24 protein-coding genes are annotated in these 24,675 nt (G+C 63.2%); 15 read left to right on the top strand and 9 right to left on the bottom strand.

The annotated features are described in order from the left end of the window. Positions 1–22 precede the first annotated feature (22 nt). The 5 genes from HV753_RS18220 to rpmH form a co-directional block, all read right to left on the bottom strand. The gene (locus HV753_RS18220; protein ID WP_175176008.1) at positions 23–1,468 is read right to left on the bottom strand and encodes a catalase; all 1,446 of its coding nucleotides are present in this window, start codon (positions 1,466–1,468) and stop codon (positions 23–25) included. Positions 1,469–1,741: 273 nt separating this feature from the next. Next, positions 1,742–3,421, bottom strand: coding sequence for a membrane protein insertase YidC (yidC, locus tag HV753_RS18215; protein ID WP_175176007.1), 1,680 nt, complete (start codon positions 3,419–3,421; stop codon positions 1,742–1,744). Between the two features lie 48 nt (positions 3,422–3,469). Then, on the bottom strand, positions 3,470–3,742 hold the full coding sequence (gene yidD / locus HV753_RS18210; protein WP_175176202.1) for a membrane protein insertion efficiency factor YidD: 273 nt from the start codon (positions 3,740–3,742) through the stop codon (positions 3,470–3,472). Next, positions 3,742–4,113, bottom strand: coding sequence for a ribonuclease P protein component (locus HV753_RS18205; RefSeq protein ID WP_175176005.1), 372 nt, complete (start codon positions 4,111–4,113; stop codon positions 3,742–3,744). Before HV753_RS18205 ends, yidD begins: the two co-directional genes overlap by 1 nt. Before the next feature lie 109 nt (positions 4,114–4,222). Next, entirely contained in the window at positions 4,223–4,357 is a 135-nt protein-coding gene (rpmH, locus tag HV753_RS18200; protein WP_003816025.1) for a 50S ribosomal protein L34, read from the bottom strand. Between the two features lie 425 nt (positions 4,358–4,782). Here rpmH and dnaA point away from each other — a divergent pair, with 425 nt between their 5' ends. From dnaA to HV753_RS18165, 7 genes are all read left to right on the top strand, one after another. Then, positions 4,783–6,234, top strand: a complete 1,452-nt coding sequence (gene dnaA, locus HV753_RS18195; RefSeq protein ID WP_175176003.1) for a chromosomal replication initiator protein DnaA — start codon at positions 4,783–4,785, stop codon at positions 6,232–6,234. Between the two features lie 2 nt (positions 6,235–6,236). Then, entirely contained in the window at positions 6,237–7,346 is a 1,110-nt protein-coding gene (gene dnaN, locus HV753_RS18190; RefSeq protein ID WP_175176001.1) for a DNA polymerase III subunit beta, read from the top strand. A gap of 95 nt (positions 7,347–7,441) precedes the next feature. Continuing rightward, positions 7,442–9,889: a DNA topoisomerase (ATP-hydrolyzing) subunit B gene (gene gyrB / locus HV753_RS18185; RefSeq protein ID WP_175176000.1), complete on the top strand. Its 2,448-nt coding sequence runs from the start codon at positions 7,442–7,444 to the stop codon at positions 9,887–9,889. A gap of 200 nt (positions 9,890–10,089) precedes the next feature. Next, positions 10,090–10,941 (top strand): ABC transporter substrate-binding protein, encoded by an 852-nt coding sequence (locus HV753_RS18180; RefSeq protein ID WP_175175998.1) that lies wholly within the window; start codon positions 10,090–10,092, stop codon positions 10,939–10,941. Positions 10,942–10,963: 22 nt separating this feature from the next. After that, on the top strand, positions 10,964–12,472 hold the full coding sequence (locus tag HV753_RS18175) for an amino acid ABC transporter permease/ATP-binding protein (protein ID WP_175175996.1): 1,509 nt from the start codon (positions 10,964–10,966) through the stop codon (positions 12,470–12,472). Then, positions 12,456–13,790, top strand: coding sequence for an amidase (locus HV753_RS18170; protein WP_175175994.1), 1,335 nt, complete (start codon positions 12,456–12,458; stop codon positions 13,788–13,790). The genes HV753_RS18175 and HV753_RS18170 overlap by 17 nt, the downstream gene beginning before the upstream one ends. A 53-nt stretch (positions 13,791–13,843) precedes the next feature. Beyond that, the gene (locus tag HV753_RS18165; RefSeq protein ID WP_175175992.1) at positions 13,844–14,245 is read left to right on the top strand and encodes an ectoine synthase; all 402 of its coding nucleotides are present in this window, start codon (positions 13,844–13,846) and stop codon (positions 14,243–14,245) included. Positions 14,246–14,286: 41 nt separating this feature from the next. Here HV753_RS18165 and HV753_RS18160 read toward each other — a convergent pair whose 3' ends face one another. The 3 genes from HV753_RS18160 to HV753_RS18150 form a co-directional block, all read right to left on the bottom strand. After that, on the bottom strand, positions 14,287–14,964 hold the full coding sequence (locus HV753_RS18160) for a GntR family transcriptional regulator (protein WP_175175990.1): 678 nt from the start codon (positions 14,962–14,964) through the stop codon (positions 14,287–14,289). Between the two features lie 59 nt (positions 14,965–15,023). Next, complete coding sequence (locus HV753_RS18155; RefSeq protein ID WP_175175988.1) at positions 15,024–15,869, bottom strand: urea carboxylase-associated family protein; 846 nt, start codon at positions 15,867–15,869, stop codon at positions 15,024–15,026. A 93-nt stretch (positions 15,870–15,962) separates the two neighbouring features. Continuing rightward, positions 15,963–16,886: a LysR family transcriptional regulator gene (locus tag HV753_RS18150; RefSeq protein ID WP_175175987.1), complete on the bottom strand. Its 924-nt coding sequence runs from the start codon at positions 16,884–16,886 to the stop codon at positions 15,963–15,965. Positions 16,887–17,049: 163 nt separating this feature from the next. Between HV753_RS18150 and HV753_RS18145 the strand changes: the two genes are divergently transcribed. Together HV753_RS18145 and HV753_RS18140 are read left to right on the top strand one after the other, a co-directional pair. Further along, positions 17,050–17,556, top strand: a complete 507-nt coding sequence (locus tag HV753_RS18145; protein WP_175175986.1) for a VOC family protein — start codon at positions 17,050–17,052, stop codon at positions 17,554–17,556. An 18-nt stretch (positions 17,557–17,574) separates the two neighbouring features. Further along, the gene (locus HV753_RS18140) at positions 17,575–18,243 is read left to right on the top strand and encodes a flavin reductase family protein (RefSeq protein ID WP_175175984.1); all 669 of its coding nucleotides are present in this window, start codon (positions 17,575–17,577) and stop codon (positions 18,241–18,243) included. A 35-nt stretch (positions 18,244–18,278) separates the two neighbouring features. Here HV753_RS18140 and HV753_RS18135 read toward each other — a convergent pair whose 3' ends face one another. Beyond that, positions 18,279–19,211 (bottom strand): LysR substrate-binding domain-containing protein, encoded by a 933-nt coding sequence (locus tag HV753_RS18135; RefSeq protein ID WP_175175982.1) that lies wholly within the window; start codon positions 19,209–19,211, stop codon positions 18,279–18,281. Positions 19,212–19,382: 171 nt separating this feature from the next. Between HV753_RS18135 and HV753_RS18130 the strand changes: the two genes are divergently transcribed. The 6 genes from HV753_RS18130 (at position 19,383) to HV753_RS18105 (ending at position 24,659) form a co-directional block, all read left to right on the top strand. Continuing rightward, positions 19,383–20,294 (top strand): amino acid ABC transporter substrate-binding protein, encoded by a 912-nt coding sequence (locus tag HV753_RS18130; protein WP_175175980.1) that lies wholly within the window; start codon positions 19,383–19,385, stop codon positions 20,292–20,294. Positions 20,295–20,380: 86 nt separating this feature from the next. After that, positions 20,381–21,148, top strand: a complete 768-nt coding sequence (locus HV753_RS18125; RefSeq protein WP_175175978.1) for an amino acid ABC transporter permease — start codon at positions 20,381–20,383, stop codon at positions 21,146–21,148. Between the two features lie 9 nt (positions 21,149–21,157). Beyond that, complete coding sequence (locus HV753_RS18120) at positions 21,158–21,847, top strand: amino acid ABC transporter permease (protein WP_006227722.1); 690 nt, start codon at positions 21,158–21,160, stop codon at positions 21,845–21,847. A 66-nt stretch (positions 21,848–21,913) separates the two neighbouring features. Continuing rightward, positions 21,914–22,648 carry an amino acid ABC transporter ATP-binding protein gene (locus tag HV753_RS18115; RefSeq protein ID WP_175176201.1) on the top strand — a complete coding sequence of 245 codons (735 nt, stop codon included), beginning with the start codon at positions 21,914–21,916 and terminating at the stop codon, positions 22,646–22,648. A gap of 5 nt (positions 22,649–22,653) precedes the next feature. Continuing rightward, positions 22,654–23,712, top strand: coding sequence for a threonine aldolase family protein (locus tag HV753_RS18110; protein ID WP_175175976.1), 1,059 nt, complete (start codon positions 22,654–22,656; stop codon positions 23,710–23,712). A 41-nt stretch (positions 23,713–23,753) separates the two neighbouring features. Then, positions 23,754–24,659, top strand: a complete 906-nt coding sequence (locus HV753_RS18105; RefSeq protein ID WP_175175974.1) for an EamA family transporter — start codon at positions 23,754–23,756, stop codon at positions 24,657–24,659. Positions 24,660–24,675 lie beyond the last annotated feature (16 nt).

The following is a 24,675-nucleotide window of genomic DNA, read 5'->3' as shown; positions in this document are numbered from 1 at the left end:
AATTACCGCTTCTGGCGAGGGGTTAGATCTTCAGCCCCAATGCCTTGGCCACGCCGGCCGCGTACGCCGGATCGGCCTTCCTGAAGTGTTCCAGCTGACGGCGTTGGATTTCTTCCGGCACGCCGGCCATGTGGCGCCCGATGTTGCCGAACAGCAGTTCCTGCTTTTCCGGCGTCATCAGGCGGAACAAGGCTCCCGGCTGCGAGTAGTAGTCGTCATCGACGCGATGGTTCCAGCGCGCGGCGGCCTGGCCGTCGAGCGCCAGCGGCGGTTCGCCGGCCGACGGGGTTTCCTTCCACTCGCCCGCGCTGTTGGGCTCGTAGTTCAGCGTGCCGCCGGCGTTGCCGTCCACGCGGCTGGCGCCGTCGCGGTGGTAGCTGTGGAACGGGCAGCGCGGCGCGTTCACCGGGATCTGGTGATGATTGATGCCCAGGCGGTAGCGGTGCGTGTCGCCATACGAGAACAGGCGTCCTTGCAGCATCTTGTCGGGTGAGAAGTCGATGCCTGGAACGACGTTGGCCGGCGTAAAAGCGGCCTGCTCCACTTCCGCGAAGTAGTTCTCAGGGTTCTTGTTCAGTTCCAGCACGCCCACTTCGATCAGCGGGTAGTCGCCATGGGGCCACACCTTCGTCAGGTCGAACGGGTTGATGTGATAGGTCTCGGCTTCGGCCTCGGGCATGATTTGCACCTTCAGCGTCCACTTCGGGAAATTGCCCTGTTCGATGTTGTTGAACAGGTCGCGCTGCGAGCTTTCGCGGTCATGCGCGACCACTTGCGCGGCTTCTTCGTCGCTCATACAGGCCACGCCTTGCTGCGACTTGAAGTGGAACTTCACGTAGAAGCGTTCGCCGTCCTTGTTGACGAAGCTGAACGTGTGCGATCCAAAGCCATGTTGCTGGCGCAGGTTGGCGGGGATGCCGCGATCGCTCATCAGGATGGTGACCTGGTGCAATGATTCGGGGCTAAGCGACCAGAAGTCCCATGCGGCGGTGGCGCTGCGCAGGTTGGTCTTGGGGTCGCGCTTCTGGGTGTGGATGAAATCCGGGAACTTCAGCGGGTCGCGAATGAAGAAAACGGGGGTGTTGTTGCCCACCAGGTCCCAGTTGCCCTCATCGGTATAGAACTTGATGGCGAAGCCGCGCACGTCGCGTTCGGCATCCGCCGCGCCGCGTTCGCCGGCCACGGTGGAAAAGCGCAGGAACAGCGGGGTTTGTTTACCAACCTGGGAAAAGATGCTGGCGCGGGTGTAGCGCGAGATGTCGTGCGTGATGGTAAGGGTGCCATAGGCGCCGGAGCCTTTGGCATGGACGACGCGCTCCGGGATGCGTTCGCGGTCGAAGTGGGCAAGCTTTTCAATCAGCCAGAAGTCCTGCAACAGCGCGGGACCGCGGGGGCCGGCGGTCAGCGTGTTGTTGTTGTCCGCCACCGGGGCGCCTGCGGCGGTGGTCAGATGCTTCTTGTCGGTCATAGCACACTCCTACGTGATTCTGGAATGCGCGGGGCTTGGCAAGGCCCGCGCTGTCTCGTGAATACCCTCCGACGTTGCCGCCCGAGGAGTATGTCCGACACATCATAGGGGTCAAGGTTGCGTTTGTGAAGTTGATTGAAGAATCAAATTCAATTGAAAATAACTATCGACGATGTCTCGATGCGGCAACAGGCCACCTGGATTTTCCGAAAGCTCGGGGCATAAAAAAACCGGCCCCTTGAGGGCCGGTTCTTCATGCTGCCAACGTCAGGCTCAGCGGTTTGCTGCGGCTTCCGTCTTGCGTTGCATGGCGCGCGTGATGGACCACTGCTGTGCGATCGACAAGGTGTTGTTGACGCACCAGTACAGCACCAGGCCGGCCGGGAAGAAGAACATCATCCCACCGAACACCAGCGGCATGATCATCATGACCTTGGCCTGGATGGGGTCCGGGGGCGTCGGGTTCAGTTTGATCTGGAGGAACATGGTGGCCATCATGATGGCGGGCAGAATGAAGAACGGGTCACGGATCGACAGGTCATGGACCCACAGAATCCACGGTGCGCCGCGCATTTCCACGCTGGCCAACAGCACCCAGTACAGCGAGATGAACACCGGGATCTGCACCACCATCGGCAAGCAGCCGCCCAGCGGGTTGATCTTTTCGGTGCGGTACATCTCCATCATGGCGGCGTTGAGCTTCTGCTTGTCGTCGCCGTACTTTTCCTTCAGCGCTTGCAGGCGCGGGGCCACTTGCTTCATGCGGGCCATCGAGCGGTAGCTCGCGGCGGCCAGCGGGTAGAAGATGGCCTTGATCAAGACGGTCAGGGCAACGATGGTCCAGCCCCAGTTGCCCAGGATGGAATGCAGCCAGGTCATCAGCGTGAACAGCGGCTTGGCGATGATGGTCAGCCAGCCATAGTCCACGACCAGTTCCAGGCCGGGGGCAAGTGCCGCCATGGCCTTCTGGTCTTGCGGACCCACCCACAGGTGCGAGTCGACGCGCGACGCGGAACCCGGGGCAATTTCGCCGACGGCTTCGATGCTGCGGGCGGCGTACAGGTTCTTCTGCACTTCCAGCAGTTCGTTCGTGCGCGGCTTGCCTTGCGGCGGCACCCAGGCCGTGGCGAAGTAATGCTGAACCACGGCGATCCAACCGTTGTCAGCCTGCTTGATGTAATTGGCCTTCTTCTTTTCGATGTCGCCGAAGGTGCTCTTCTGGAACTTGTCCTGTTCCGAGTAGACGGCGAAACCGGTGAAGGTGTGATAGAAGCTGGACGTATCGGCCGGGTCGTTGCCGTCGCGCTCAAGCTGCAAGTACAGCGCGGGCGTCACGGGGGCGGAGCCGACGTTGGCCAGGTCATGGCGCACGTCGATATCGTAGCGGCCCTTGTGCAGGGTGAACGTCTTGGTGACCTTGACGCCGCCCGATTCGCCTTCAAACGAGACGACCAGGTTGTCGCCGGTCAGTTGGCGCTCCGACGTCACGATGCGGAAAGGCGTCTGGTGCGTGGGGAAGCTTTGGCCGTTGGGGGCGCCGACCACGCCGGACTGCACGACGTAGTTCAGGCCCGCCGAGCGGTCCAGCAGCACCGTGGGCTTGTCCGGCTGGCCGGTTGCCGGGTACTTCAGCAGTTCGGCACGCACCAGTTGGGCGCCCATCGTGTCGAACGTCAGGCGCAGCACGTCGGTCGTGATGACGACTTCTTCCGAACGCGCGGCCGCAGGCGCGGAAGCGCCAGGGACAGCCGACGGCGTGGCGGCCGTGGTCGCGGTGGGTGCGCTGGGCACCGAAGGCGTGGCGTTGGCGCCGGTCTGCGGTTCAGCCGTGCTGGCCGCGGGCGTGGGGCCCCCGAACAGCGACGGCTTGCCGTTATGGATTTGCCAGTTGTTCCAAAGGAGCAACAGCGAAAAGGAAAAAATCATCCAGAGGACGGTGCGTCGGATATCCATGGTGCCTACTGAAGTGAATACGGGCCAGCAAAGCCCGCCAGTTTAGCGTCAATCGTGCTCGGTGCGGTGGCTGTGGGAGCAGCACGGGGTGCCATTGGTTCCCGGCGTGGGCGGAACGGGATCCCACCCGCCGGGCGACCAGGGATGGCATCGGCCGATGCGCCGGACTCCCAACCAAAAGCCGCGCCAGGCGCCGTGGCGTTCGATTGCTTCAATTGCGTATGCCGAGCAAGTCGGGGTGAAGCGGCACTGCCTGCCGATCCAGGGACTCAGGAAGAACCTGTAGAACCGGATGGGCGCAATAAGCAGCGCTTTGAAAATCATCGCGTTATCCGCTCAAAGTGAGCGTCCACTTCGGCTCTTGCCAAGCGTTTAAGCGAGGTGAGCGTGGCGGGAGTCACTTTGCTATGCAGGCGCACGACGTAGTCCTTGGCCGGCAGCGCCAAGCGCCGGTGGCGAAACGCTTCGCGGATGACCCGCTTGATGGCGTTGCGCGTACTGGCATGAGCGGCGAACCGCTTGGCGATGATGAGCCCCAGACGGGCACAGGCGTTCTGACCGGGGGGCAGATCATTGGGAGCAGAAGTCACAATGAATAACGCCCCTCGGGCAAGACGCCGGCCTTTCAGGGCAGCGGCGAACTCGGAGGGGCGATGCAGCCGCGCCTCCGGGGGAAGCGTGGAGCGCGGCATGGACTGCGGGTCAGGCGTTTGCGCGGAACCGGAACGAGATTGCGAGAGGTCTTGCAATATGGCCAGTCCGTGCAAATAGTCAGGTTTCCGGAAAACCGGAAAACCAGGACTAGACGGCCAGACGCTTGCGGCCCTTGGCGCGACGGGCGTTCAGGATAGCGCGGCCAGCGCGGGTTTTCATGCGCACGCGAAAGCCATGGGTGCGCTTGCGGCGGGTAACGGAAGGTTGGTAGGTACGTTTCATGGACGATCCACAAAAAGAACAAAAGTCAGAAGGGACCTGCCCGGAGGGTTCCAGGTCGCACATTCAGAAGCGGGTATCTGAAGAGCATTTTTGCAACATGTGCAAAAAACAACTCTTAGACGGGGCTCTGGACTGGGAATTTCCTCCCAGCATGCTGGGAACTTCTCCCCAGGCGACCTATTCAGCAAAGCTAAAAACCGGACAGTGTTGCGGGCGCCGACCTAATAAAGGAGGGTACCCACGACAACTCCGGCTAAGCTCTCTGTGAAACCTTCTGACAGACAGAATTCGGAAAAGCCCACCATTTCAGCAAGTTTTCCCTGTCTTGTCAAACAGTTAAGCTAGCGCAATGTAGACGGTTATGTCCTACCCTGTGGATAACCCCTGCCGAGGCAAGGTAGAATCGAGGTTTGAATAAGAGCGACATGAAAGAATTCTGGCAGACCTGCGTCAGTCGTCTTGAGCAGGAACTCCCCCCCCAACAAATCAGCGCGTGGATACGACCGCTGGTCCCGCTTGCGTACGACGAAACGCAGGCGGTGCTGCGCGTTGCCGCGCCCAACCGCTTCAAGCTGGATTGGGTGCGCAAGAACTTTTCCCACCAGATCGAAGCGTTGGCCGCGGAGTGGTTCAAGCGACCGGTACAGGTATTGTTCGAATTGCCTTCTCACGGAGCTGCGCCGCGTATGCCGGTCGCGCCCGTGCGTGCGCCGCAACCCGAGCAAACGCACCTGTCCGCTGCGCAACCCTCAGGCGGCGCTCCACCCATGCAGGCCGCGGCTCCGCCGCCCCCACCCGCCACGACGGCGGCGGCGCAGGCGGTGAACGCCGACGCGGCCAACATCGTGTACGAGCGTTCGCGGCTGAACACGGACCTGACGTTCGAGAACTTCGTGACGGGTAAGGCCAACCAGCTGGCGCGCGCCGCCGCGCTGCAAGTGGCTGAGAACCCGGGCACCTCCTATAACCCGCTGTTCCTGTATGGCGGCGTGGGCCTGGGCAAGACCCACTTGATCCACGCCATCGGCAACGCCATGGTGGCGGCGGGCACGGGCGTGCGCGTGCGCTACGTGCATGCGGACCAGTACGTGTCGGATGTGGTCAAGGCCTATCAGCGCAAGGCGTTCGATGACTTCAAGCGCTACTACCATTCGCTTGATCTGCTGCTGATCGACGATATCCAGTTCTTCTCCGGCAAGAACCGCACGCAGGAAGAGTTCTTCTATGCGTTCGAGGCAATGGTGGCCCAGCGCAAGCAGATCATCATCACCAGCGATACGTATCCGAAGGAGCTGTCCGGCATCGACAGCCGCCTGATCTCGCGTTTCGACTCCGGCCTGACGGTGGCAATCGAGCCGCCGGAGCTGGAGATGCGCGTGGCGATCCTGCTGCGCAAGGCGGAATCCGAAGGCGTGCCCATGCCCGAGGAAGTGGCCTTCTTCATTGCCAAGCATCTGCGCAGCAACGTGCGCGAACTGGAAGGCGCGCTGCGCAAGGTTCTGGCTTACGCCCGCTTCCACGGCCGCGATGTGCTGACTGTGGACGTCTGCAAGGAAGCCCTGAAGGACCTGCTGTCCGTGTCCAACGGCCAGATCACTGTGGAAAACATCCAGAAGACGGTTGCGGATTTCTACAAGATCAAGGTCGCCGACATGTACTCGAAACGCCGGCCCGCCAATATTGCATTGCCCCGCCAGGTCGCGATGTATCTGGCGAAGGAGCTGACCCAGAAAAGCCTGCCGGAAATCGGCGATTTGTTCGGTGGTCGTGATCACACCACCGTACTGCACGCCGTCCGCAAGATTTCCGACGCCCGCGCAAAGCAAGCGGAGCTCAACCATACCCTGCACGTGTTGGAACAAACTCTAAAAGGATGAACATGCAACTCGTACAAACCACACGCGATGCATTGCTGAAACCGCTGTCGACCGTGGCGGGCATCGTCGAAAGACGCCATACCCTGCCCATCCTGGCGAACATCCTGATGCGCAAGGAAGGCAATAAAGTTGCCTTCATTGCGACCGACCTGGAAGTACAGATCACCACGCACGCCGACTTCGGCGTGGGCCAGGACAACGAGTCCACCACGGTTGCGGCGCGCAAGTTGCTGGACATCCTGAAGGCGTTGCCGGACACCGGCGATGTGCGTCTGGCATTGGCCAGCAACAAGCTGTCGGTGCAGTCGGCCAAGAGCCGCTTCGCGTTGCAGACGCTGGCCGCCAGCGAGTTCCCCACCGTGGCTCAGCCCGAGAACTGGGATGTCTCGCTGACCATGCCGCAACGCACGCTGCGCCACTTGTTCAACATGGTGCACTTCGCCATGGCGCAACAGGACATCCGTTATTACCTGAACGGCATGCTGCTGGTGTTTGAACCGGGTCGTGTGCGCGCCGTCGCCACCGATGGTCACCGCCTGGCGCATTGCTCGACCGAGGCCGATGGCATCGCCGAACGCCACGAAGTGATCGTGCCGCGCAAGACCGTGCTGGAAATGCAGCGCCTGCTGGAAGACTCCGACGAGGTGGTCTCCATTGATGTGGCGCCGGGCCAGATCCGCTTCCGCTTCGGCGACGTGGAACTGGTGTCCAAGCTGGTCGAAGGCAAGTTTCCCGATTTCACGCGCGTGATTCCGACGAACTACACGCGCCATTTCATGGTGGGCCGCGAAGCGCTTCAGGGCAGCCTTCAGCGCGCCGCGATCTTGACCACCGACAAGTTCAAGGGCGTGCGCCTGCAATTGGCGCAGAACCAGATGAAGATCTCGTCCTCGAACGCCGAGCAGGAAGAGGCGCAGGAAGAAATCGACATCGACTACGGCCATGAAGCCCTGGACGTGGGCTTCAACGTCGGCTATCTGCTTGACGTGCTGGCCAACGTGAAAGTCGACAACATCCAGTGGTCGGTCATGCCCGACGCCAATGCGTCGGCGCTCATCACCCTGCCCGAAGACGACCAGTTCAAGTACGTCGTCATGCCCATGCGGATCTGATCCGCGCCCCACTCGTGGGTTTGTGCCGCTTGCGGGCCTTGGCCTGCGGGCGGTCCGGCCGCCAGGCCGTTCTTTAAAGCGTTATCGAACCAGACATGTCAGATCAGCAGAACACCACTCCCGAGACCAGCGGCTACGGCGCTGACTCGATCAAGATGCTCAAGGGGCTGGAGGCCGTGCGCAAGCGCCCCGGCATGTACATCGGCGACACGTCCGACGGCACCGGCTTGCACCATATGGTGTTTGAAGTCGTGGATAACGCCATCGACGAAGCTCTGGCCGGCCATTGCGACGACATCGTCGTCACGATCCACACCGACAATTCCATTTCGGTGACCGATAACGGTCGCGGCATCCCGACCGATATCCACAAGGAAGATGAATTCCACCGCAGCGCGGCGGAAATCGTCATGACCGAACTGCACGCCGGCGGCAAGTTCGACCAGAACTCGTACAAGGTGTCTGGCGGCCTGCACGGCGTGGGCGTGTCTTGCGTGAACGCGCTGTCCGAATGGCTGCGGCTGACCATCCGCCGCAATGGCCAGGTCCACCAGATGGAATTCCGCCAAGGCGCGCGCGTTGCGCCGCTGGCGGTGACGGGCACGACGGACATGCGCGGCACGGAAGTGCGCTTCCTGGCCGACCCGGTCATCTTCAACAACATCGAATACCACTACGAGATCCTTTCCAAGCGCTTGCGCGAGCTCTCGTTCCTGAACAACGGCGTGAAGATCCGCCTGGTTGATCAGCGCCAGGGCAAGGAAGAGAATTTCGCGTTCTCGGGCGGCGTGAAGGGTTTCGTCGAATACATCAACCGCACCAAGACCGTGCTGCACCCGAACGTGTTTTCGGTCACCACCGAATCCGCCGCGGGCGGCGTGTCGGTGGGCGTGGAAGTGGCGATGCAGTGGAACGACAGCTATAGCGAAAGCGTGCTGTGCTTCACCAACAACATCCCGCAGCGCGACGGCGGTTCGCACTTGACCGGCCTGCGCGCGGCCATGACCCGCATCCTGAACAAGTACATCGCCGACAACGAGCTGGCCAAGAAGGCCAAGGTCGAGACGTCGGGCGACGACATGCGCGAAGGCCTGGCCTGCGTGCTGTCGGTGAAGGTGCCCGAGCCCAAGTTCAGCAGCCAGACCAAGGACAAGCTGGTTTCCAGCGAAGTGCGTCCGGCCGTCGAAGAAGCGGTTGCCCGCACGCTGGAAACCTGGCTGCTTGAGAACCCGAACGACGCCAAGGCGCTGTGCAACAAGATCGTTGAAGCGGCCCGCGCCCGCGAAGCCGCGCGCAAGGCCCGCGAAATGACGCGGCGCAAGAGCGTGCTGGAAGGCGCTGGCCTGCCCGGCAAGCTGGCCGATTGCCAAGAAAAAGATCCGGCGCTGTGCGAGCTGTACATCGTCGAGGGTGACTCCGCAGGCGGCTCGGCCAAGCAAGGCCGCGATCGCAAGTTCCAGGCCATCCTGCCGCTGCGCGGCAAGGTGCTGAACGTGGAGAAGGCGCGCTTTGACCGCCTGATCGCCAGCGAACAGATCGCCACGCTGATCACCGCGCTGGGCACCAGCATCGGCCCCGATTTCAACGTGGACAAGCTGCGCTACCACCGCCTCATCATCATGACTGACGCGGACGTTGACGGCGCACACATCCGCACCCTGCTGCTGACGCTGCTGTATCGCCAGATGCCTGAGCTGGTGCAGCGCGGCTACGTGTATATCGCGCAGCCGCCGCTGTACAAGGTCAAGGTTGGCCGTGAGGAACGGTATCTGAAGGATGACCAGGAAGAATCGCAGTTCATGCTGCAACTGGCCCTGAAGGATGCCGAGATCATCTCGGGCGGCAACATCATCCGTGGCGACGAACTCACCGATCTGGCTCGTCAGTATGTGGCGGCCGACGGCGTCATCGCGCGTCTGTCGAAGGTATTTGACGTGGGCGCGCTGTCGGCCATGGCCGAAGGCGTGGAGATCAACCTGGAATCGGCAGACGCCACGGCGGATTCCGCCAAGCGTCTGGCCGATGCCATGCGTGATCCGGTCAGCGGCAATGGCGTGGAGGTGGTGCCGCAGTTCGACGAAGCCACCGAACGCCACCGCCTGTCGGTGCAACGCATGCACCACGGCAACGTGCGCGTCAGCATCATCGATGCCGACTTCGTCAATGGTTCCGACTACGCCATCCTGTCCAAGGCGGCCAAGAGCTTCCTGGGCAAGGTGGGTTCGCGTTCGCTGGCAGCTCGTGGCGAAGGTGACAAGCGCAAGGAACAGACGGTGTCCGATTTCCGCGAAGCCATGCAATGGCTGCGCAGTGAAGCCGACCGCAGCATCTCGAAGCAACGCTACAAGGGTCTGGGTGAAATGAACCCGGCCCAGTTGTGGGAAACCACGATGGATCCGAAGGTGCGCCGCCTGTTGCGCGTGCAGATCGAAGACGCCATCGCGGCGGACGAGGTCTTCACGACCCTGATGGGTGACGACGTGGAACCGCGCCGCGCGTTCATCGAAACGCATGCACTGTCGGCAGGCAATATCGACGCTTGATCGCGCTGATACCGTCGATTGCAGAAACCCGCCCTTGTGGCGGGTTTTTTTTTGCGCTAGGGAAAATACCCATATCCCGTGCCGGCTGACTTGACGCAGAATTCCTGAAAATTGTTCAACAATCCTGGTTCGGAAAACCCTTCCGAAGTCGCGAAGAGCTAGTCTTGATGCGGGTTCCAGGATGTTCAATAGGGGAAATCATGTTTACTCAGATTCTGGCTGCGCCGCGACGCTGCGTGACCCGTGCAATGCTGGCCTTCCTGCTGTGCGCGGCTTCCCCATTGGCATTCTCCGCATCGACCATCAAGGCCGACAGTCTGACGGTCGGTTCCGATCTGACCTATCCGCCCTACGCCTACATGGATGCCGGCAAGCCTGCGGGGTTCGACGCGGATTTCTCGCGCCTGCTCGCGGACAAGCTGTCGTTGCAGCCCGTGTTCGTCGATACGCGCTTTCCCGACCTGATCCTGGGCATGCGGGCACACCGCTTCGACACGGTGGCTTCCGCGTTGTATGTGACGCCCGAGCGGTCGAAATTGATTGATTTCATTCCCTACCTGAAGACCGGCGCGTCGCTGGTGGTGCTGGCATCCAGTCAATATGCGCCGGCAGCGCCTGACGCGCTGTGTGGAAAGCGCGTCGCGTCGATCAAGGGCGCATCGTGGACGCCGAAGTTGCAGAAGGTCTCGCGCGAGGCTTGCCAGCCCAAAGGCCTGGGGGAGATCAAGGTACTGGAGTTTCCGACCTCACCGGAAGCGATGATGGCGCTGCGTTCGCAAGCGGCTGACGTGATGATCGAGGACGCGGCCGTGGTGCACGGCATGCTGGCGCAATCGCAGAACACCTTGAAGATCAGCTCCAGCGCGCTGCTCTACCCCATCGTGATCGGCCTGGGCATCAACAAGGACTCGCAAGCCTTGCGGGAAGCGTTGAAGGGCGCGCTGCGCCGCGCCAGCGACAGCGGCGAGTATCAGGCGCTGCTGGCCCGCTACGGTCTTGAAGCGCCGACCGAGGCCGAGGTGCAGACCGCGCTCTCTGGTCCCGCCAAGTAACGCTGTCACGGAACCCGGACTCATGCGCTTCGATTGGGACTACGCCGTCAGCCTGCTTTGGGACACTGACTTCTGGAAAGCTTGCTGGGTGGTGGTGAAGCTGAGCATTGCGACATGGGTCATCGGGGTTGCCGCGGGATTCGTGCTGGCGCTGGGAAAGCAGGCAAAGAATCCGCTCGTGAGCCGGCTTGCCGGCCTGTATATCTGGTTCTTCCGCAGCCTGCCCTTGCTGGTGCTGCTGGTGTTCATCTACAACCTGCCGCAGGTATTTCCCGCTGCGGGCGCGCTGCTGTCCGACCCGTTCTACGCCGGGTTGACCGCACTGGTCGTCAGCGAAACCGCATTCATCGCAGAGATCCATCGGGGCGGCATTCTGGGCGTGCCGCGCGGGCAGATCGAAGCGGGCCGCGCATTGGGCATCCGCTACGCGGGCATCCAGCGCATGATCGTGATTCCGCAAGCCTTGCGGATTGCGCTGCCCGCGTTGAGCAACGAGTTCATCACCATCGCCAAACTGACGTCTCTGGTGTCGGTGATATCGCTGGCGGAGATTCTGCTGGTCGGGCAGCGCTTGTACACGCAGAACTTCCTGGTGTTCGAGACGATGCTGGCGGTGGCCCTGTACTACGTGTTGATCGTTACGCTGTTCGACAAGTTGCTGGGTTGGCTTGAATCACACATGAACATTCTGCGGCGCGAGCCCAAGCCGCTGGAGCTGGATGCGCAAACCCGGCGGGATGTGCAGTCCGGCCTGGCGCAGCCGACGCTGACGGCAAGCGGCAATGAGCCGGCGCTGGAAGTCCGGCAGGCGCGCAAGCGCTTTGGCGACCACGAAGTGCTAAAGGGCATCGATCTGACGGTCAGGCCGGGAGAAGTGATCAGCATCATTGGACCGTCGGGTTCGGGGAAGACATCGCTCATCCGCACGCTGAACGGTTTGGAGACCCTGGATGGCGGACAGGTGCTGCTGCACGGCAAACCCTTCCTGGGTTCGCCAGAGTCTGAGCCTCGTGCGAGCCCAGGGAATCGCATCCTGGATATCGGCATGGTGTTCCAGAGCTTCAATCTGTTTCCGCACAAGACGGTGTTGCAGAACGTGATGCTGGCGCCGGCCTATCATCGCCGAGGTAATCGCGCAGCGCTACAGCGAGAGGCGCTGGTGCTGCTCAACAAGGTCGGCATGCTGGATCATGCGCACAAGTATCCGCATCAGCTTTCGGGAGGGCAGCAGCAGCGCGTGGCCATTGCGCGCGCGCTGGCGATGCGTCCTTCGATCATGCTGTTCGACGAGCCGACCTCTGCGTTGGATCCGGAACTGGTTGCCGAAGTCTTGAAGGTGGTGGAGGCATTGGCACGCGAAGGCATGACCATGCTGATCGTGACGCATGAAATGGGCTTTGCGTTCAAGGTATCAGACCGGATTGTCTTCATGGAAAGCGGCCGCATCTTGCTTGATGCGCCTCCTGCGCAGCTGCGCGCGAGCGACGACCCCCGCATCAAGGATTTTCTGAGCCATGTCCATGGATCTTGACGTTCAAGACGTGAACGGCCGTGCCGTGGCGCATTGCCTGCGCCGCGTGCAGTCCGATCCCGCGGCAGCGGCAACGGCATTGCTGCGGCGGCGCGACGACGCGGCGCAGGCAGAAGCGCAAGCACGCGACAGGCTCGCATGGCATACGGGCGGCCAGCCGCCGCTTGCCGGCCTGGTACTGGGCGTGAAGGCTTGCTTCGATGTGCGGGGGTGGATTACCCACGCCGGCTCGCGGGTGCTGGCCGAAGCGCCTGCCGCTCGTGAGGATGCCGCGCTGGTGCGCGCGTTGCGGCAGGCTGGCGCCATCTTGCTGGCGCAGAACAACATGACTGAATTTGCCTACGGCGCATTGGGGTTGAATGCGGCCTTTGGCACGCCGCTGTCGCCATTGGCGACCGACGTGCCCCGCGTGGCCGGCGGCTCGACCAGCGGCGGCGCGCTGGCCGTGGCAAAGGGCATGGTGAGCATTGCCCTGGGCTCGGACACCAGCGGATCGGCGCGGATTCCGGCCGCGTTCTGTGGCGTTGCGGGCTTCAAGCCTTCAAAAGGGCGGTATGACGATGGCGGCATGATGTATCTGTCGCCCAGTTTCGATGTGCCCGGCATCGTTGCCGCCGATGCTGCCGGATGTTTGCTTGTGGATAAGGCGCTGGCGCCCTTCGAACCCGTTGATGCTGTTCAGACCTGGGACGCGGCGACGCCGCTGGCCGGCACGCGGTTCGTGGTGCCGGCGGGCGTGGACGCCGAGCTTGAACCCGAGGTCCAGCGTGGGTTCGAGGGCGGCTTGGCAAGCCTGAGACGGGCGGGCGCCGTGCTGCGGACGGTGCCGATGCCCAGCTTGCGGCTGGCCGGCGCCGTGGCTCGCGATGGCGGCATCATCGCCGCCGAGGCATACGCCCTGCATGCCGAGCGCTTGCAGCACGAGGCCGGTCTGTATGACCCGCGCGTGGGGCCGCGCATGTTGCTCGGTGCGAAGGTGGCGGCGCATGCTTATGTGGCGGCGCAACGCCGCCTGCTGGCGTTGCGGGCGCAGTATGACGAAGAACTGGCCGGCGCCGACGCCGTGCTGACACCGACGGTGCCCATGCTGCCGCCGCCGGTGGCCAGCCTGGATGACAGCGATGTCTATCTGCGTGAGAACGCCCGCGCCTTCAGCTTGACCGAATTCGCCAACCGGCTGGACTTGCCCAGTATTTCCGTGCCCGTGGCGCGCGCTGCGCATCAGCCGATCGGCTTGCTGGCGACGGGCCGGCGCGGCGGCGACAGGACGCTGCTGGAGCTTGCCTGCCGGATCGGCAGCGTGCTCGACGCATCGTAGCCCGGCGCAACGCCTTGTGTTCTTCCCCTACTGACCTTTCCGGATATTCACCCATGATAGTTATCCACAGCGCAGACCTGACCGATACCGAACGCCATGCCCGCGGGCCAGGCTGGGAGAGCCGCCGCATCATCGTCAAGCGCGACGGCGTGGGCTATTCGGTGCATGAAACGCGCGTGTTCGAAGGCGCCGAATTGCATCTGCACTACAAGCACCATTACGAAGCGAACTACTGCATGGAAGGTGAGGGCGAGGTCCTGGACGTGGCCACCGGCCAGGTGCATGCGATCCGGCCCGGCACGTTGTACGCGCTGGATAAGAACGACAAGCATGTGCTGCGGGCCGTCAAGGGCGACCTGCGATTGGTGTGCGTGTTCAACCCGCCGTTGAGCGGCCGGGAAACACATCGGCCGGATGGCAGTTATGCGGAGCCGGACGTGGCCGAGACGGCGTAGCCGCGCCGCGAGCGGGCCGGGCTGGCCGGCCCAAGCCCGCCTTATTTCGCCTGCTGATTCTTCAGGCGCGTGAGCACGGCCAGCAGCGTGCGTTCCGAGTCGTCCAGATAGGCGGTCAGCGCCGTTGCCGCAGGTTCGCGTTGCCCCTTCACGAGGAGGCTGTGGATAAGCCGCTCGCGCTCGATCCAGTCAGGCGTCTGAATCAGGCTTTCGTCGACTTCAGAGGCGAACACCAGCCGTAGTTGAGCGCATAGCGTCAGAAAGAACTCGTTGAGCAGCCGGCTGCCTAGCTGAGCAACGATATGCTGGTGTACCTGTAGGCTCAATGTACCGACGTTGCGCCAGTTCTTTTTTGCCAGGGCGCGTTCGGCGGCGTTGATGGCGGCGAGCATCTTGTCCAGCAGCGCGGGTTGAAGCGGCAGGTCGCCGTTGATGGCTTGAAGCTCCAGCGCGCGGCGCGCGGCGTAGATCTCTTTGAGGTCCTTGCGTTCCATGCTGCGCACGACCACGCCCTTGTGGCGGATGAAGGTGGCCAGCCCTTCCCTGCCCATCTGGTGCAGCACTTCGCGGATGGTATTGCGCGACGCGCCGTAATCGGCGGCCAGGTCGACTTCCACAAGCTGGGTACCGGGAGGCAGCTTGCCTTCCATGATGTCGTCGCGCAGTTGGTGGCTGATGCGTTCGGCGATCGAGATGCCGCTGTCGCGTTCGGCTGGCATGGTTGCACAAGCTCCTTTCTGCGAAAGGCGCCGCGGGGTTGCCCGGGCGCCTCTTGTTGTTATTTCCACTCTACCTTTTCAGGGTGTAGTCCGTGGACGCCCTTATACGGTGAAACTTCGGGGGATGTCCAGCCTTGCAGCAGCGCCGGGTCCAGTTCGTAGATTTCCACGCCTAGCGGCCGGCATACGTCGATGGGGTCGCGCGCGTCCGGGCCCCACATCGGCACGGACAAGTCGCCGCCCGGGCACGTGGAGAGCGCGCACAGCAGGTCGATCTCGGCGAAGAACTCCAGATAATCGCCCGGCTTGGCGGGGCAAGCCTTCATGAAGTACTTGTCGTCGTCATTCAAGCCGGTGACCTGGAACACGTTCAGCACATCGTGCACATCGAACTCGGTCAGGCCGTGGGGCGCCACGGCGCGCGTCAGGTTGGAGTGGCAGTGGAAGTGGAAGTCTTCGCCGCTGAGCAGCTTGTTGACGTAGGGGTCGCAGCGGGTGCCAAGCAGGTCGTGGACGCGGCCGCCATCGCCATCCACGCCGTAGCCGGCCAGCGTGTCGTCGGTAATGGTGGCCATGGGGCGCAGGTACGGCAGCGTGGACCAAAGGCGGTCGTGCGTGCTGACGTGCGCCTGTTGCAGCTGCCGGGTGCGCGAAGCCCACATGCGTTCGCGCGGATTGTGCAGGTTCCACATGTTGAAGTCCGCCACCTGGGGGCCTTCGATCGTCACGATCCGGAACACATGGCCGGCGGGCACCTTCCAGGCGAAACCGCTGCGGATGGGAACGACGTGGGATGCCACCTGCTTGCGCTGGGACGGATCGGCGGTCAGCGAGCGGTAGAAGTCCCGGTTCACATTCAATACCGAGCCCTTCCCGACCTGATACGCGGCGGGGTAATTCGACATGGTCTGCCTCCTGATGCGGTCCTGGATTCAACGCCAGGATTGTTGAACAATCCTGGGCAGTATACAGGACCGCCGAGAGGGAGAAAGCGGTATTTACAGGGGCGGCGGCAAGCTCTCGGAAGCGTCGCAAACCTGCTTGATCGTCTGTCGCAGCCAGCGATGCGCGGGGCCGCTATCGAGCCGCGGCGGCCAGGCCTGCACGACGGTGACCGGGGCCATCGGCACGGGCACGCGAAAGCCTTGCAGCGTCAAACCCAGGCGTTGAACGCCCGGCATGAGGTTCTCGGGCATGGACGGCAGGATCAGGTCGGAATCCGCCAGCGCGAAGATGGCGGCATGGAACGTGGGCGTGATGAGCGAAACATGGCGCTCCAGGCCATGTTCGCCCAACGCGGCATCGATTGGGCCCTGCGCGCGGCCGCGGCGAGACACGCTGACATGGTCATACGCGGCAAAGCGCTGCGGCGTGATGTCGGCCTTGAAGATGGGATGCTCTGCCCGCGCCAGTCCACAGAAGGTGGTGGTGAACAAGGTCTGCACCTTGATGTCAGCGCCAAATTTCTGTGAGGAACCTATATAGAGATCAGCGTCACCGCTGAGCGCGCTGGCGTCGTTTTCGCTTTCGGAGAGAAAGCGCAGAGCCGTGCGCGGCGCGTAGCGGCGCAGGCGTTCGCGCAGCCGTCCGCCATAGCCGCCCACGAAAACGTCATTGGCCCGCAGCGTGAAGACGCGCGTCAAGGTGGCCAGGTTGACGTCCTGGCTGAAGGCCGAGTACACGGCTTGCGCCTGTTCGACCACGCTGCGCACCTGATCGCGCAGTTCCAGCGCGCGTGGCGTGGGCGCGAGCCCGCGTCCCGACCGCACCAGCACCGGGTCGCCCACCGCTTCGCGGATGCGGGCCAGGGTGCGGCTCATGGCGGGCGTGCTCAGGTTGAGCCGGCGCGCGGCGCCAGCGACGCTGCCTTCCTGGATCAGGACGTCCAGGGTCAGCAGCAGGTTGAGGTCTGGCAATGTCATGCCGGCAAGCATAGCGCGGTGGCCCTGCCCGGCAATGCCCTGGAAGTTGCATGGCGCGCAAGCGTGAATTGCCGTGCGCGGCATTCCCCGCCGGCCGTGGGGACGCCACTATTTCTCCCTGCGGCGGCGCTTAGACGCCCGCCATCACACCAAGGAGAGATATATGGCGCTGGACGTTTTGGAGCTGCATCATCACGCGGTGCGCATGCCGCTGGGCAAAGTGGCGGCCATGGGCGCGTTCTACGGCGATGTGCTGGGGCTGGATACGGATCAGGGCCGCTGGGAAATCCCGGGCATCGCCGGCTACTTCCTGGATCTGGGCAATGACTGCCAGATTCATCTGCTGGGCAGCGATGGCCCGTCGCCCTATTCGCAGGGGCCGGGCTGCGATCCTGTGGAAAACCACGTGGCGCTGGCGGTGCGGGATATCGCCGTCGCCGAGGCCGAATTGCAACGCTTGGGCGTGGACTATTGGAAGTTAGACAACGTGGCGGCACCCGAGCTGATGCAGTTGTTCCTGCGTGACCCGGTGGGCAATCTGATCGAACTGCACCAGATAGGCCGCTGCCGCTGCAAGCGCAGCGACCGCGTGTTCGCCGACGCGAAGGCGGCAGGCGGGGCGGCGCCTGCGCATGCCACCCCCGCATTGCCCGCGCAAGACCAAGATTGATGAGCCTGGGGATAAGTCATGTTCATCGACCTGGATACGCTGGCGGGCCCTGACCGCTACAAGCTGTTGACCGCCGCGATCGTACCGCGTCCCATTGCCTGGATCGTGTCGCGGGATGCGCAAGGGGTGACGAACGTGGCGCCCTTCTCGTTCTTCAACCTGATGTCGGGGGACCCGCCATTGATCTGCGTGGGGATCGGAATGCGTGATGGCGCACCCAAGGACACGGCCCACAATATTGCGGAACGCAGTGAGTTCACCGTGAACCTGGTGTCTGCCCGCCTGGCAGGCAGGATGAACGTGACGGCGGTGGATTTTCCGGCGGGTGTCGACGAGTCGGTGGAAGCCGGCGTGGTGCTGGCGCCGTCAGAGCGCGTGGGCGTGCCTCGGGTGATGCAGTCGCCCGTGGCCTTTGAATGCCGGGTGCACGAGTTGCTGCGCATCGATGGCCGCAGCCTGGTGGTGGCGGACGTGGTGGCGATGCATGTGCAGGACGAGCTGGTGGCTGACCGCGAGCATCTGTACCTGGACGGGCCAAAGATGGATTTGCTGGCCCGGCTGCACAATCCGGGCTGGTACTGCCGTCCGCAACCGGCTTTTCAGATGCCGCAACTGAGCTTGGCGCAATGGGAGGCCATGAAACGATCTGGCGATGCGGATCGCTATCTGGAAAAGCCCTACCGATAGGGCTGAGGATAGCGACCGCCGCGCCCGCGTCCCGATCAGCGCGCCGGCCGCGTTTTCAGATCGGCCATTTCTTCGTTCATCAGTTGGTGCGCGTAGCGCGAGAACACGCTGACCAGCCGCGTGCGGGTGTGGTACGGCGGGTAGAGCAGCGCCACGGTTACCGTCACGGACGGGCTGAAGGGGCGGACTTCGACACCGCTGGCCTCGTATTCCTCGCGGGCGGCCAGCGGGTTGATCAGGGCCACGCCCAGCCCGGCGCCCACCAGCGCGCACACTGATGAGCCCAACCCGGCCTCGGCCACCGTCTGCCGTTCCACCTTGGCCGCCTTGAAGACGGCATCGATCTTCTCGCGCAGCGGCGTGGCGCTGGGGAAGGCAATGAAGGGTTCGCCCGCGAAGTCGGCGGGTTTCAGCTTTTTCAGCTTGGTCAGGCGATGCCCCTTCGGGAGCACCGCCACGCAGCTCATCGTCAACACCGGCTCGACCTGGATGCCCGGGCTGTCGCCTGACAGCATCGCCAGCCCCGTGTCGCAGAACCCCGAACTGATCCAGTTGTGCACTGCACCGGCGTTGCCCGAATGGATCGAAACCATCACATCCGGATATTCCGTCTTGAAGGCCGCCACGATGCGCGCCAACAGGCCGCCGGCCAGCCGAGGCATGGCGGCCACGCTCAGGCGGCTGGCGCTGAAGGAGCGAATGCTGGCCGCCGCCGATTCCAGCCCGGCCAGGCCGATGAAGGTCTTTTCAACCTCCTGGAAGAAGCGCGAGCCGTCCTGTGTGGGGCTCAGACGGCTGCCGTTGCGGTCGAACAAGGGAAACTGGGTGATCGCTTCCAATTGCGCTATTAAGCGGCTAACGTGCGGCTGCGAGGTGTGCACGCGCCGCGCGGCGGCTGTCATCGAGCCGGTCATCATGACGGCTCGGAAGGCCTCAATGTGTCTTAAGCCCATCCGTGGAATGGCCATATCAAATCCGTATAGAGGAATACCTGATTGGAACTGGATAAAACCATACTGCTAGTTGATACTTTTTGCCAGCCGCGGGGCTCATCGCGGGACGCGGCGGTTGCCAAGCCAATTGGCGCCGCTGATCGTGAATACAAACACGCGCCGCACGTACGGCGCCAAGGGAATCAGATGAAAGCATTTGCCGCGATCTCCGTCGCTGCCGCCCTGCTGGGCAGCGCCGCCACCGCTCACGCCGAGGGCCCCAGCCGCCTGGACAAGATCCGCGAAACCGGCGTGATCACCATCGGCCATCCTGAAACCTCAGTCCCCTTCGCCTATCTTGACGGCAACCAGAAGCCGGTGGGATACACGGTGGAGATCTGCCAGGAAGTCGCGCAATACGTGAAGGCCGCGCTGAAGCTGCCCAAGCTGGACGTGCGCTACAACCCGACGACGTCCGCCACGCGCATTCCGCTGCTGGCCAACGGCACGATCGACCTGGAATGCGGCAACACCACCAATAATGTCGACCGCCACAAATTGGTGTCGTTCGCGCCCACGACGTTCGTGGCGCAAGTGGTGCTGGTGGCGCGCAAGGACGGTGGCGTGGATCCCAACAACCTGGAATCGTTCCGAGGCAAGACCATCGCCGCGCAAGCCGGTGGCCAGACCTTCCGCCTGATCTCGGGCCTGAACGCCAAGGGCAACCTGGGCATCACCATGGCGCCCACGAAGGATACCGCCGAGACCATCCTGATGGTGGAGTCGGGCCGCGCGGCAGGATCGGCAAACGATGACGGCATCGCCTATGGCGCCGTGGCGTCGTCGAAGAATCCCGCCGCTTTCGTGATTGGCACGAAGGGCCTGGAAATGGCCCCCTACGGCATCATGGAGCCCAAGGACGACCCGGCCTTCAAGAAGGTGGTGGACGACGCCGTGCGGGACTTGATCAAGACCGGAAAAGTCGCTGCGATCTATGACAAGTATTTCAATTCGCCGATTCCCCCGAAGCAGATCAACCTGAAGTATCCGATGAGCGACGCGCTGAAGCGCGCGCTGGCCAACCCGACCGATTCGGGTGACCCCAAGGCATACGAGTAAGCAGGTTGTCCGCGGGACGCCCGGTGCGTCCCGCGGCGGTTTTGGGGCCAGGCGCCGCAGCCGGCACCCCTATCTAGGGCACGGGCATGAATTACAACTGGAGTTGGAGCGTTTTCCTGGAGATGTCGCCCGATGGCGTGCATACCTTCCTGGAAACGATCCTGATTGGCGTGGGCTGGACGCTGGCGCTGGCGTTGACGGCGTGGGTGTTCTCGCTGCTGCTGGGGTCCTGGCTGGGCGTGATGCGCACGGCGCAATCCCGGCTGATGAATGTGCTGGGCGCGACGTACGTGGAGATCTTCCGCAACGTGCCGCTGCTGGTGCAGATGTTCCTGTGGTATTTCGTCCTGCCCGAGCTGCTGCCGCATGCCTGGGGCCTGGCGATGAAGCAGATGCCGCAGCCGTGGGGCCAGTTCGTGCCCGCCGTGTTGTGCCTGGGGTTCTATGGTTCGGCGCGCGTGGCCGAGCAGTTGCGCGCGGGCATTCAGTCATTGCCGCGCGGCCAGTTCCAGGCGGGCACCGCGCTGGGGCTGACCGAGGTGCAGGTATACCGCTACATCATCCTGCCCGAGGCGTTTCGCATCGTGCTGCCGCCGTTGACGTCCGAATTCATGGGCACGATCAAGTATTCATCGGTGGCGCTGACGATCGGCTTGCTGGAATTGACCGGGCAGGCGCGTTCCATGCAGGAATTCAGCTTCCACATCTTCGAGGCGTTCTCCGCCGCGACGGTGATCTACCTGATCATCAATGGCTTTGTCGTGCTGGGCATGCGTTTGCTTGAACGCCATGTCGCGGTTCCCGGGTTGATCGGTTCGGCGGCCAAGAACGGCCCTGCCGTGTCGGGCCGATAGGGGATCGCCATGGGTAAATTCGATTTCGATGTGATCTGGACCGCGCTGCCCTATCTGTTCCAGACGGGCATGACGTTCACCCTGACCTTGACCGTGCTGGCTGCCGTGATGGGCCTGGCGCTGGGCACGCTGCTGGCCATGATGCGCTTGTCGCGCTTCAAGATCCTGTCGGTGCCGGCGGGTATCTATGTGAACGTGATGCGGTCGATCCCGCTGTTGCTGGTGATCTTCTGGTTTTACTTCCTGGTGCCGTACATCGCCGCCTGGGTGGTCGGGTCGCCCACGCCGTTGCGCGTGGGGGCGTTCAATTCGGCGGTGATCACGTTCACCATGTTCGAGGCCGCGTATTTCTGCGAAATCATGCGCGCGGGGATTCAGTCGATTGCGCGCGGCCAGGTGTCGGCCAGCATGGCGATCGGCCTGAGTCCCTGGCAGGGCATGCGCTACGTGGTGCTGCCGCAGGCGTTTCGCAACATGGTGCCGGCGCTGTTGACGCGCGTGATCATCCTGTTCCAGGACACGTCGCTGGTCTATGTGCTGTCTTTGACGGACTTCCTGGGGGCGGCGTCCAAGATCGGCCAGCGCGACGGCCGGCTGGTGGAACTTTATCTCTTCGTGGCAGTGGTGTATTTCGTGATTTGCTTCACGGCATCCCGCCTGGTCAAGCTGCTGGAAAAGCGTACCCGAGTGTTGCGCTAGGCGCCCCGGTCACGCTTTCAACCGTTATCCACAGGTTCAACGATGCAACTCTCTTCGACGCCTCCGATGATCGAGATCAAGCAGGTCAGCAAGTGGTACGGCGCCTTCCAGGTGCTGGATGAATGCACGACAAAGGTCGGCAAGGGCGAGGTCGTGGTGGTCTGCGGGCCCTCCGGCTCCGGCAAGTCGACCCTGATCAAGACCGTGAATGCGCTGGAGCCCTTCCAGAAGGGCGAGATCGTGGTCAATGGCATCTCAGTGGGTGATCCCCGCACCAACCTGCCGAAATTGCGGGCCGTGGCTGGCATGGTGTTCCAGCATTTCGAGCTGTTCCCGCACTTGTCCGTGACCGAGAACCTGTGCCTGGGCCAGGTCAAGGTGCTGCGCCGGAGCAAGGATGAGGCCCGTGTGCGCGCGTTGTCGCTGCTGGAGCGGGTGGGCCTGTCGGCGCACAAGGACAAGCATCCTGGCGAGTTGTCGGGTGGCCAGCAGCAGCGCGTGGCGATCGCGCGTGCGCTGTCGATGGACCCGGTGGTGATGCTGTTTGACGAACCGACGTCGGCCCTGGACCCGGAGATGGTCAATGAGGTGCTGGACGTGATGACTGATTTGGCCAGCGAAGGCATGACGATGATGGTGGTGACCCATGAAATGGGATTCGCCCGCCGCGTCGCCGACCGTGTGATCTTCATGGACGGCGGCAAGATTGTCGAGGACTGCGCGAAAGACGCTTTCTTCGGCAATGTGGAGGAGCGTGCCCCGCGCACGCGCCAGTTTCTTTCCAAAATTCTGCAACACTGAAATCCATGACTCAGCGCACCCCCGCCGACACGCCCATGACCCCTGTCGACCTGCGCAGCGATACGGTTACCCACCCCACCGCTGCGATGTACGAGCGCATGCGCACGGCGCCGATCGGCGATGACGGCCTGGACGGTGATCCGTCGGTGCGAGCGCTGGAAGCGCATGTGGCGGCCCGTCTGGGCAAGGAAGCCGGGCTGTTCGTGCCCAGCTGCACCATGGCCAACCTGCTGGCGGTGCTGGCGCAAACGCAGCGCAACGAGCAGGTGGTGCTGGAGTCGTCCGCCCACATGTACACGTCGGAGCGCGGCGCCGCGACCTTTACCGGCCTGTTCTACCAAGGCGTTTCCGGCACGGAAGGCGCGATGGACCTGAACCGGCTGGATGACGCGCTGTTGTCCGGGGGACACCGGTTGAAGACGTCGCTGGTGGCGATGGAGACATCGCACAACAACGCCGGCGGCGCGGTCCTGCCGCTGGACCACATGCAGGCGGTGTACGGCATGGCCAATGCTGCCGGCATTCCCGTCCACCTGGATGGCGCGCGCCTGTTCAACGCGGCCGTGGCGCTGGACGTGCCGGCGACCGAGATCACGCAATACGCCGACACCGTGTCGTTGTGCCTGTCCAAAGGTTTGAGCGCGCCTGTGGGCGCCGTGCTGGCGGGCAGCAAGGCGGTCATGTCCCGCTCGCGCACCTTGCGCCGCATGTTGGGCGGCACGCAGCGCCAGTCCGGCATCATGGCGGCCGCTGGCTTGGAAGGCGTGCAATCGATGACCGGCCGGCTGGTCGAGGACCACGTCCGCGCGCGTCGGCTCAGCGACGGCATCAACCGCCTGGCGCCTGCGCTGTCGGCCACCGTGCCGCAGACCAACATCGTTCAGGTGGAAACGGCGGGCACCGGCATGACGAATGCCGAATGGGTCACCGCGCTACAGGCGGAAGGCTTGCTGACCCGGCCATGGGGCCGCACGCGCCTGCGCTGCGTGACCCATCGGCACATCGATGACGAGGACATCGACGTCGCTGTCAATGCCTTTGAAAAGGTGCTCAACAAGCGCTGAGATTGCCCGGCGAATGGGCGTGGGCGATGCGATAATGCAGCATGTCCACGACCCACCTTACCCGAAAAGACTATTTCTGCGCATTGGCGGTTGTGGTCATCTGGGGCCTGAATTTTGTTGTCATGAAGGTCGGCATGCGGGGCTTGTCCCCCATGATGCTTGGCGCGTTGCGATTTGCGCTGGCAGCCTTCCCCCTGATTCTTTTCGTGCGCCGGCCACAGCTGCCGTGGCATTGGATCGCAGCCTACGGGCTGGTGCAGGGGCTGGGCCAATTTGGCCTGTTGTTCACCGCGTTGAAGTTCGGAATGCCGGCAGGCATGGCCTCGCTGGTCATCCAGACCCAGGCATTCTTCACCTTGCTGCTGGCCGCGCCAGTGCTGGGCGAACGCGCGCGCCGCCATCATTGGATCGGGTTGGGCGTGGCTGCGGCCGGGCTGGCGGTGATTGCCGCCGGCCGAGGCGAAGGCCCGGGCCAGATGACGATGCTGGGTTTCGCGTTGACGCTGGGCGGGGCGTTCATGTGGGCGGTATCCAACATGATCGTCCGGCTGGCCAGCCGAAAATCTCCCGGGTACGACCCCTTTGCCTTCATCGCCTGGAGCAGCGCGGCGCCGGTGTTGCCATTCCTGTTGCTCGCCGTGCTGATCGATGGCTGGGAACCGGTGGTGGGCATGGTGACGGGCATCGGCTGGGGCGAGGCGCTGTCGGTGCTGTACCTGGCGGTCCTGGCAACGCTGGTGGCCTATACCTTGTGGACGCAGTTGCTGACGCGCCATCCGGCGGCCAAGATCGCCCCGTTCTCGCTGTTGGTGCCCGTCGTGGGCCTGTGGGCGGCGTCCATGGCCTTTGACGAACGCCTGCAACCGTTGCAATGGCTGGGGGCGGCCTGCGTGTTGGCCGGCCTGATCATCAATCAGGCCGGTGGGCGTTGGATGCGTACCCGGTAATCCTCCGATCCGCCCC

It is taken from the genome of Achromobacter pestifer, assembly GCF_902859625.1.
GTDB lineage: Bacteria > Pseudomonadota > Gammaproteobacteria > Burkholderiales > Burkholderiaceae_B > Achromobacter > Achromobacter pestifer.
Note: the sequence above shows the minus strand (reverse complement) of the source record. Positions and strands in the feature narration are given on the sequence as shown.

What these genes read in the sequence shown, in the direction of transcription:
- HV753_RS18220 (WP_175176008.1), bottom strand. Translation starts at nt 1,468, where the DNA reads ATGACCGACAAGAAGCATCTGACCACCGCCGCAGGCGCCCCGGTGGCG.
- yidC (WP_175176007.1), bottom strand. Translation starts at nt 3,421, where the DNA reads ATGGATATCCGACGCACCGTCCTCTGGATGATTTTTTCCTTTTCGCTG.
- HV753_RS18205 (WP_175176005.1), bottom strand. Translation starts at nt 4,113, where the DNA reads ATGCCGCGCTCCACGCTTCCCCCGGAGGCGCGGCTGCATCGCCCCTCC.
- rpmH (WP_003816025.1), bottom strand. Translation starts at nt 4,357, where the DNA reads ATGAAACGTACCTACCAACCTTCCGTTACCCGCCGCAAGCGCACCCAT.
- dnaA (WP_175176003.1), top strand. Translation starts at nt 4,783, where the DNA reads ATGAAAGAATTCTGGCAGACCTGCGTCAGTCGTCTTGAGCAGGAACTC.
- dnaN (WP_175176001.1), top strand. Translation starts at nt 6,237, where the DNA reads ATGCAACTCGTACAAACCACACGCGATGCATTGCTGAAACCGCTGTCG.
- gyrB (WP_175176000.1), top strand. Translation starts at nt 7,442, where the DNA reads ATGTCAGATCAGCAGAACACCACTCCCGAGACCAGCGGCTACGGCGCT.
- HV753_RS18180 (WP_175175998.1), top strand. Translation starts at nt 10,090, where the DNA reads ATGTTTACTCAGATTCTGGCTGCGCCGCGACGCTGCGTGACCCGTGCA.
- HV753_RS18175 (WP_175175996.1), top strand. Translation starts at nt 10,964, where the DNA reads ATGCGCTTCGATTGGGACTACGCCGTCAGCCTGCTTTGGGACACTGAC.
- HV753_RS18170 (WP_175175994.1), top strand. Translation starts at nt 12,456, where the DNA reads ATGTCCATGGATCTTGACGTTCAAGACGTGAACGGCCGTGCCGTGGCG.
- HV753_RS18165 (WP_175175992.1), top strand. Translation starts at nt 13,844, where the DNA reads ATGATAGTTATCCACAGCGCAGACCTGACCGATACCGAACGCCATGCC.
- HV753_RS18160 (WP_175175990.1), bottom strand. Translation starts at nt 14,964, where the DNA reads ATGCCAGCCGAACGCGACAGCGGCATCTCGATCGCCGAACGCATCAGC.
- HV753_RS18155 (WP_175175988.1), bottom strand. Translation starts at nt 15,869, where the DNA reads ATGTCGAATTACCCCGCCGCGTATCAGGTCGGGAAGGGCTCGGTATTG.
- HV753_RS18150 (WP_175175987.1), bottom strand. Translation starts at nt 16,886, where the DNA reads ATGACATTGCCAGACCTCAACCTGCTGCTGACCCTGGACGTCCTGATC.
- HV753_RS18145 (WP_175175986.1), top strand. Translation starts at nt 17,050, where the DNA reads ATGGCGCTGGACGTTTTGGAGCTGCATCATCACGCGGTGCGCATGCCG.
- HV753_RS18140 (WP_175175984.1), top strand. Translation starts at nt 17,575, where the DNA reads ATGTTCATCGACCTGGATACGCTGGCGGGCCCTGACCGCTACAAGCTG.
- HV753_RS18135 (WP_175175982.1), bottom strand. Translation starts at nt 19,211, where the DNA reads ATGGCCATTCCACGGATGGGCTTAAGACACATTGAGGCCTTCCGAGCC.
- HV753_RS18130 (WP_175175980.1), top strand. Translation starts at nt 19,383, where the DNA reads ATGAAAGCATTTGCCGCGATCTCCGTCGCTGCCGCCCTGCTGGGCAGC.
- HV753_RS18125 (WP_175175978.1), top strand. Translation starts at nt 20,381, where the DNA reads ATGAATTACAACTGGAGTTGGAGCGTTTTCCTGGAGATGTCGCCCGAT.
- HV753_RS18120 (WP_006227722.1), top strand. Translation starts at nt 21,158, where the DNA reads ATGGGTAAATTCGATTTCGATGTGATCTGGACCGCGCTGCCCTATCTG.
- HV753_RS18115 (WP_175176201.1), top strand. Translation starts at nt 21,914, where the DNA reads ATGATCGAGATCAAGCAGGTCAGCAAGTGGTACGGCGCCTTCCAGGTG.
- HV753_RS18110 (WP_175175976.1), top strand. Translation starts at nt 22,654, where the DNA reads ATGACTCAGCGCACCCCCGCCGACACGCCCATGACCCCTGTCGACCTG.
- HV753_RS18105 (WP_175175974.1), top strand. Translation starts at nt 23,754, where the DNA reads ATGTCCACGACCCACCTTACCCGAAAAGACTATTTCTGCGCATTGGCG.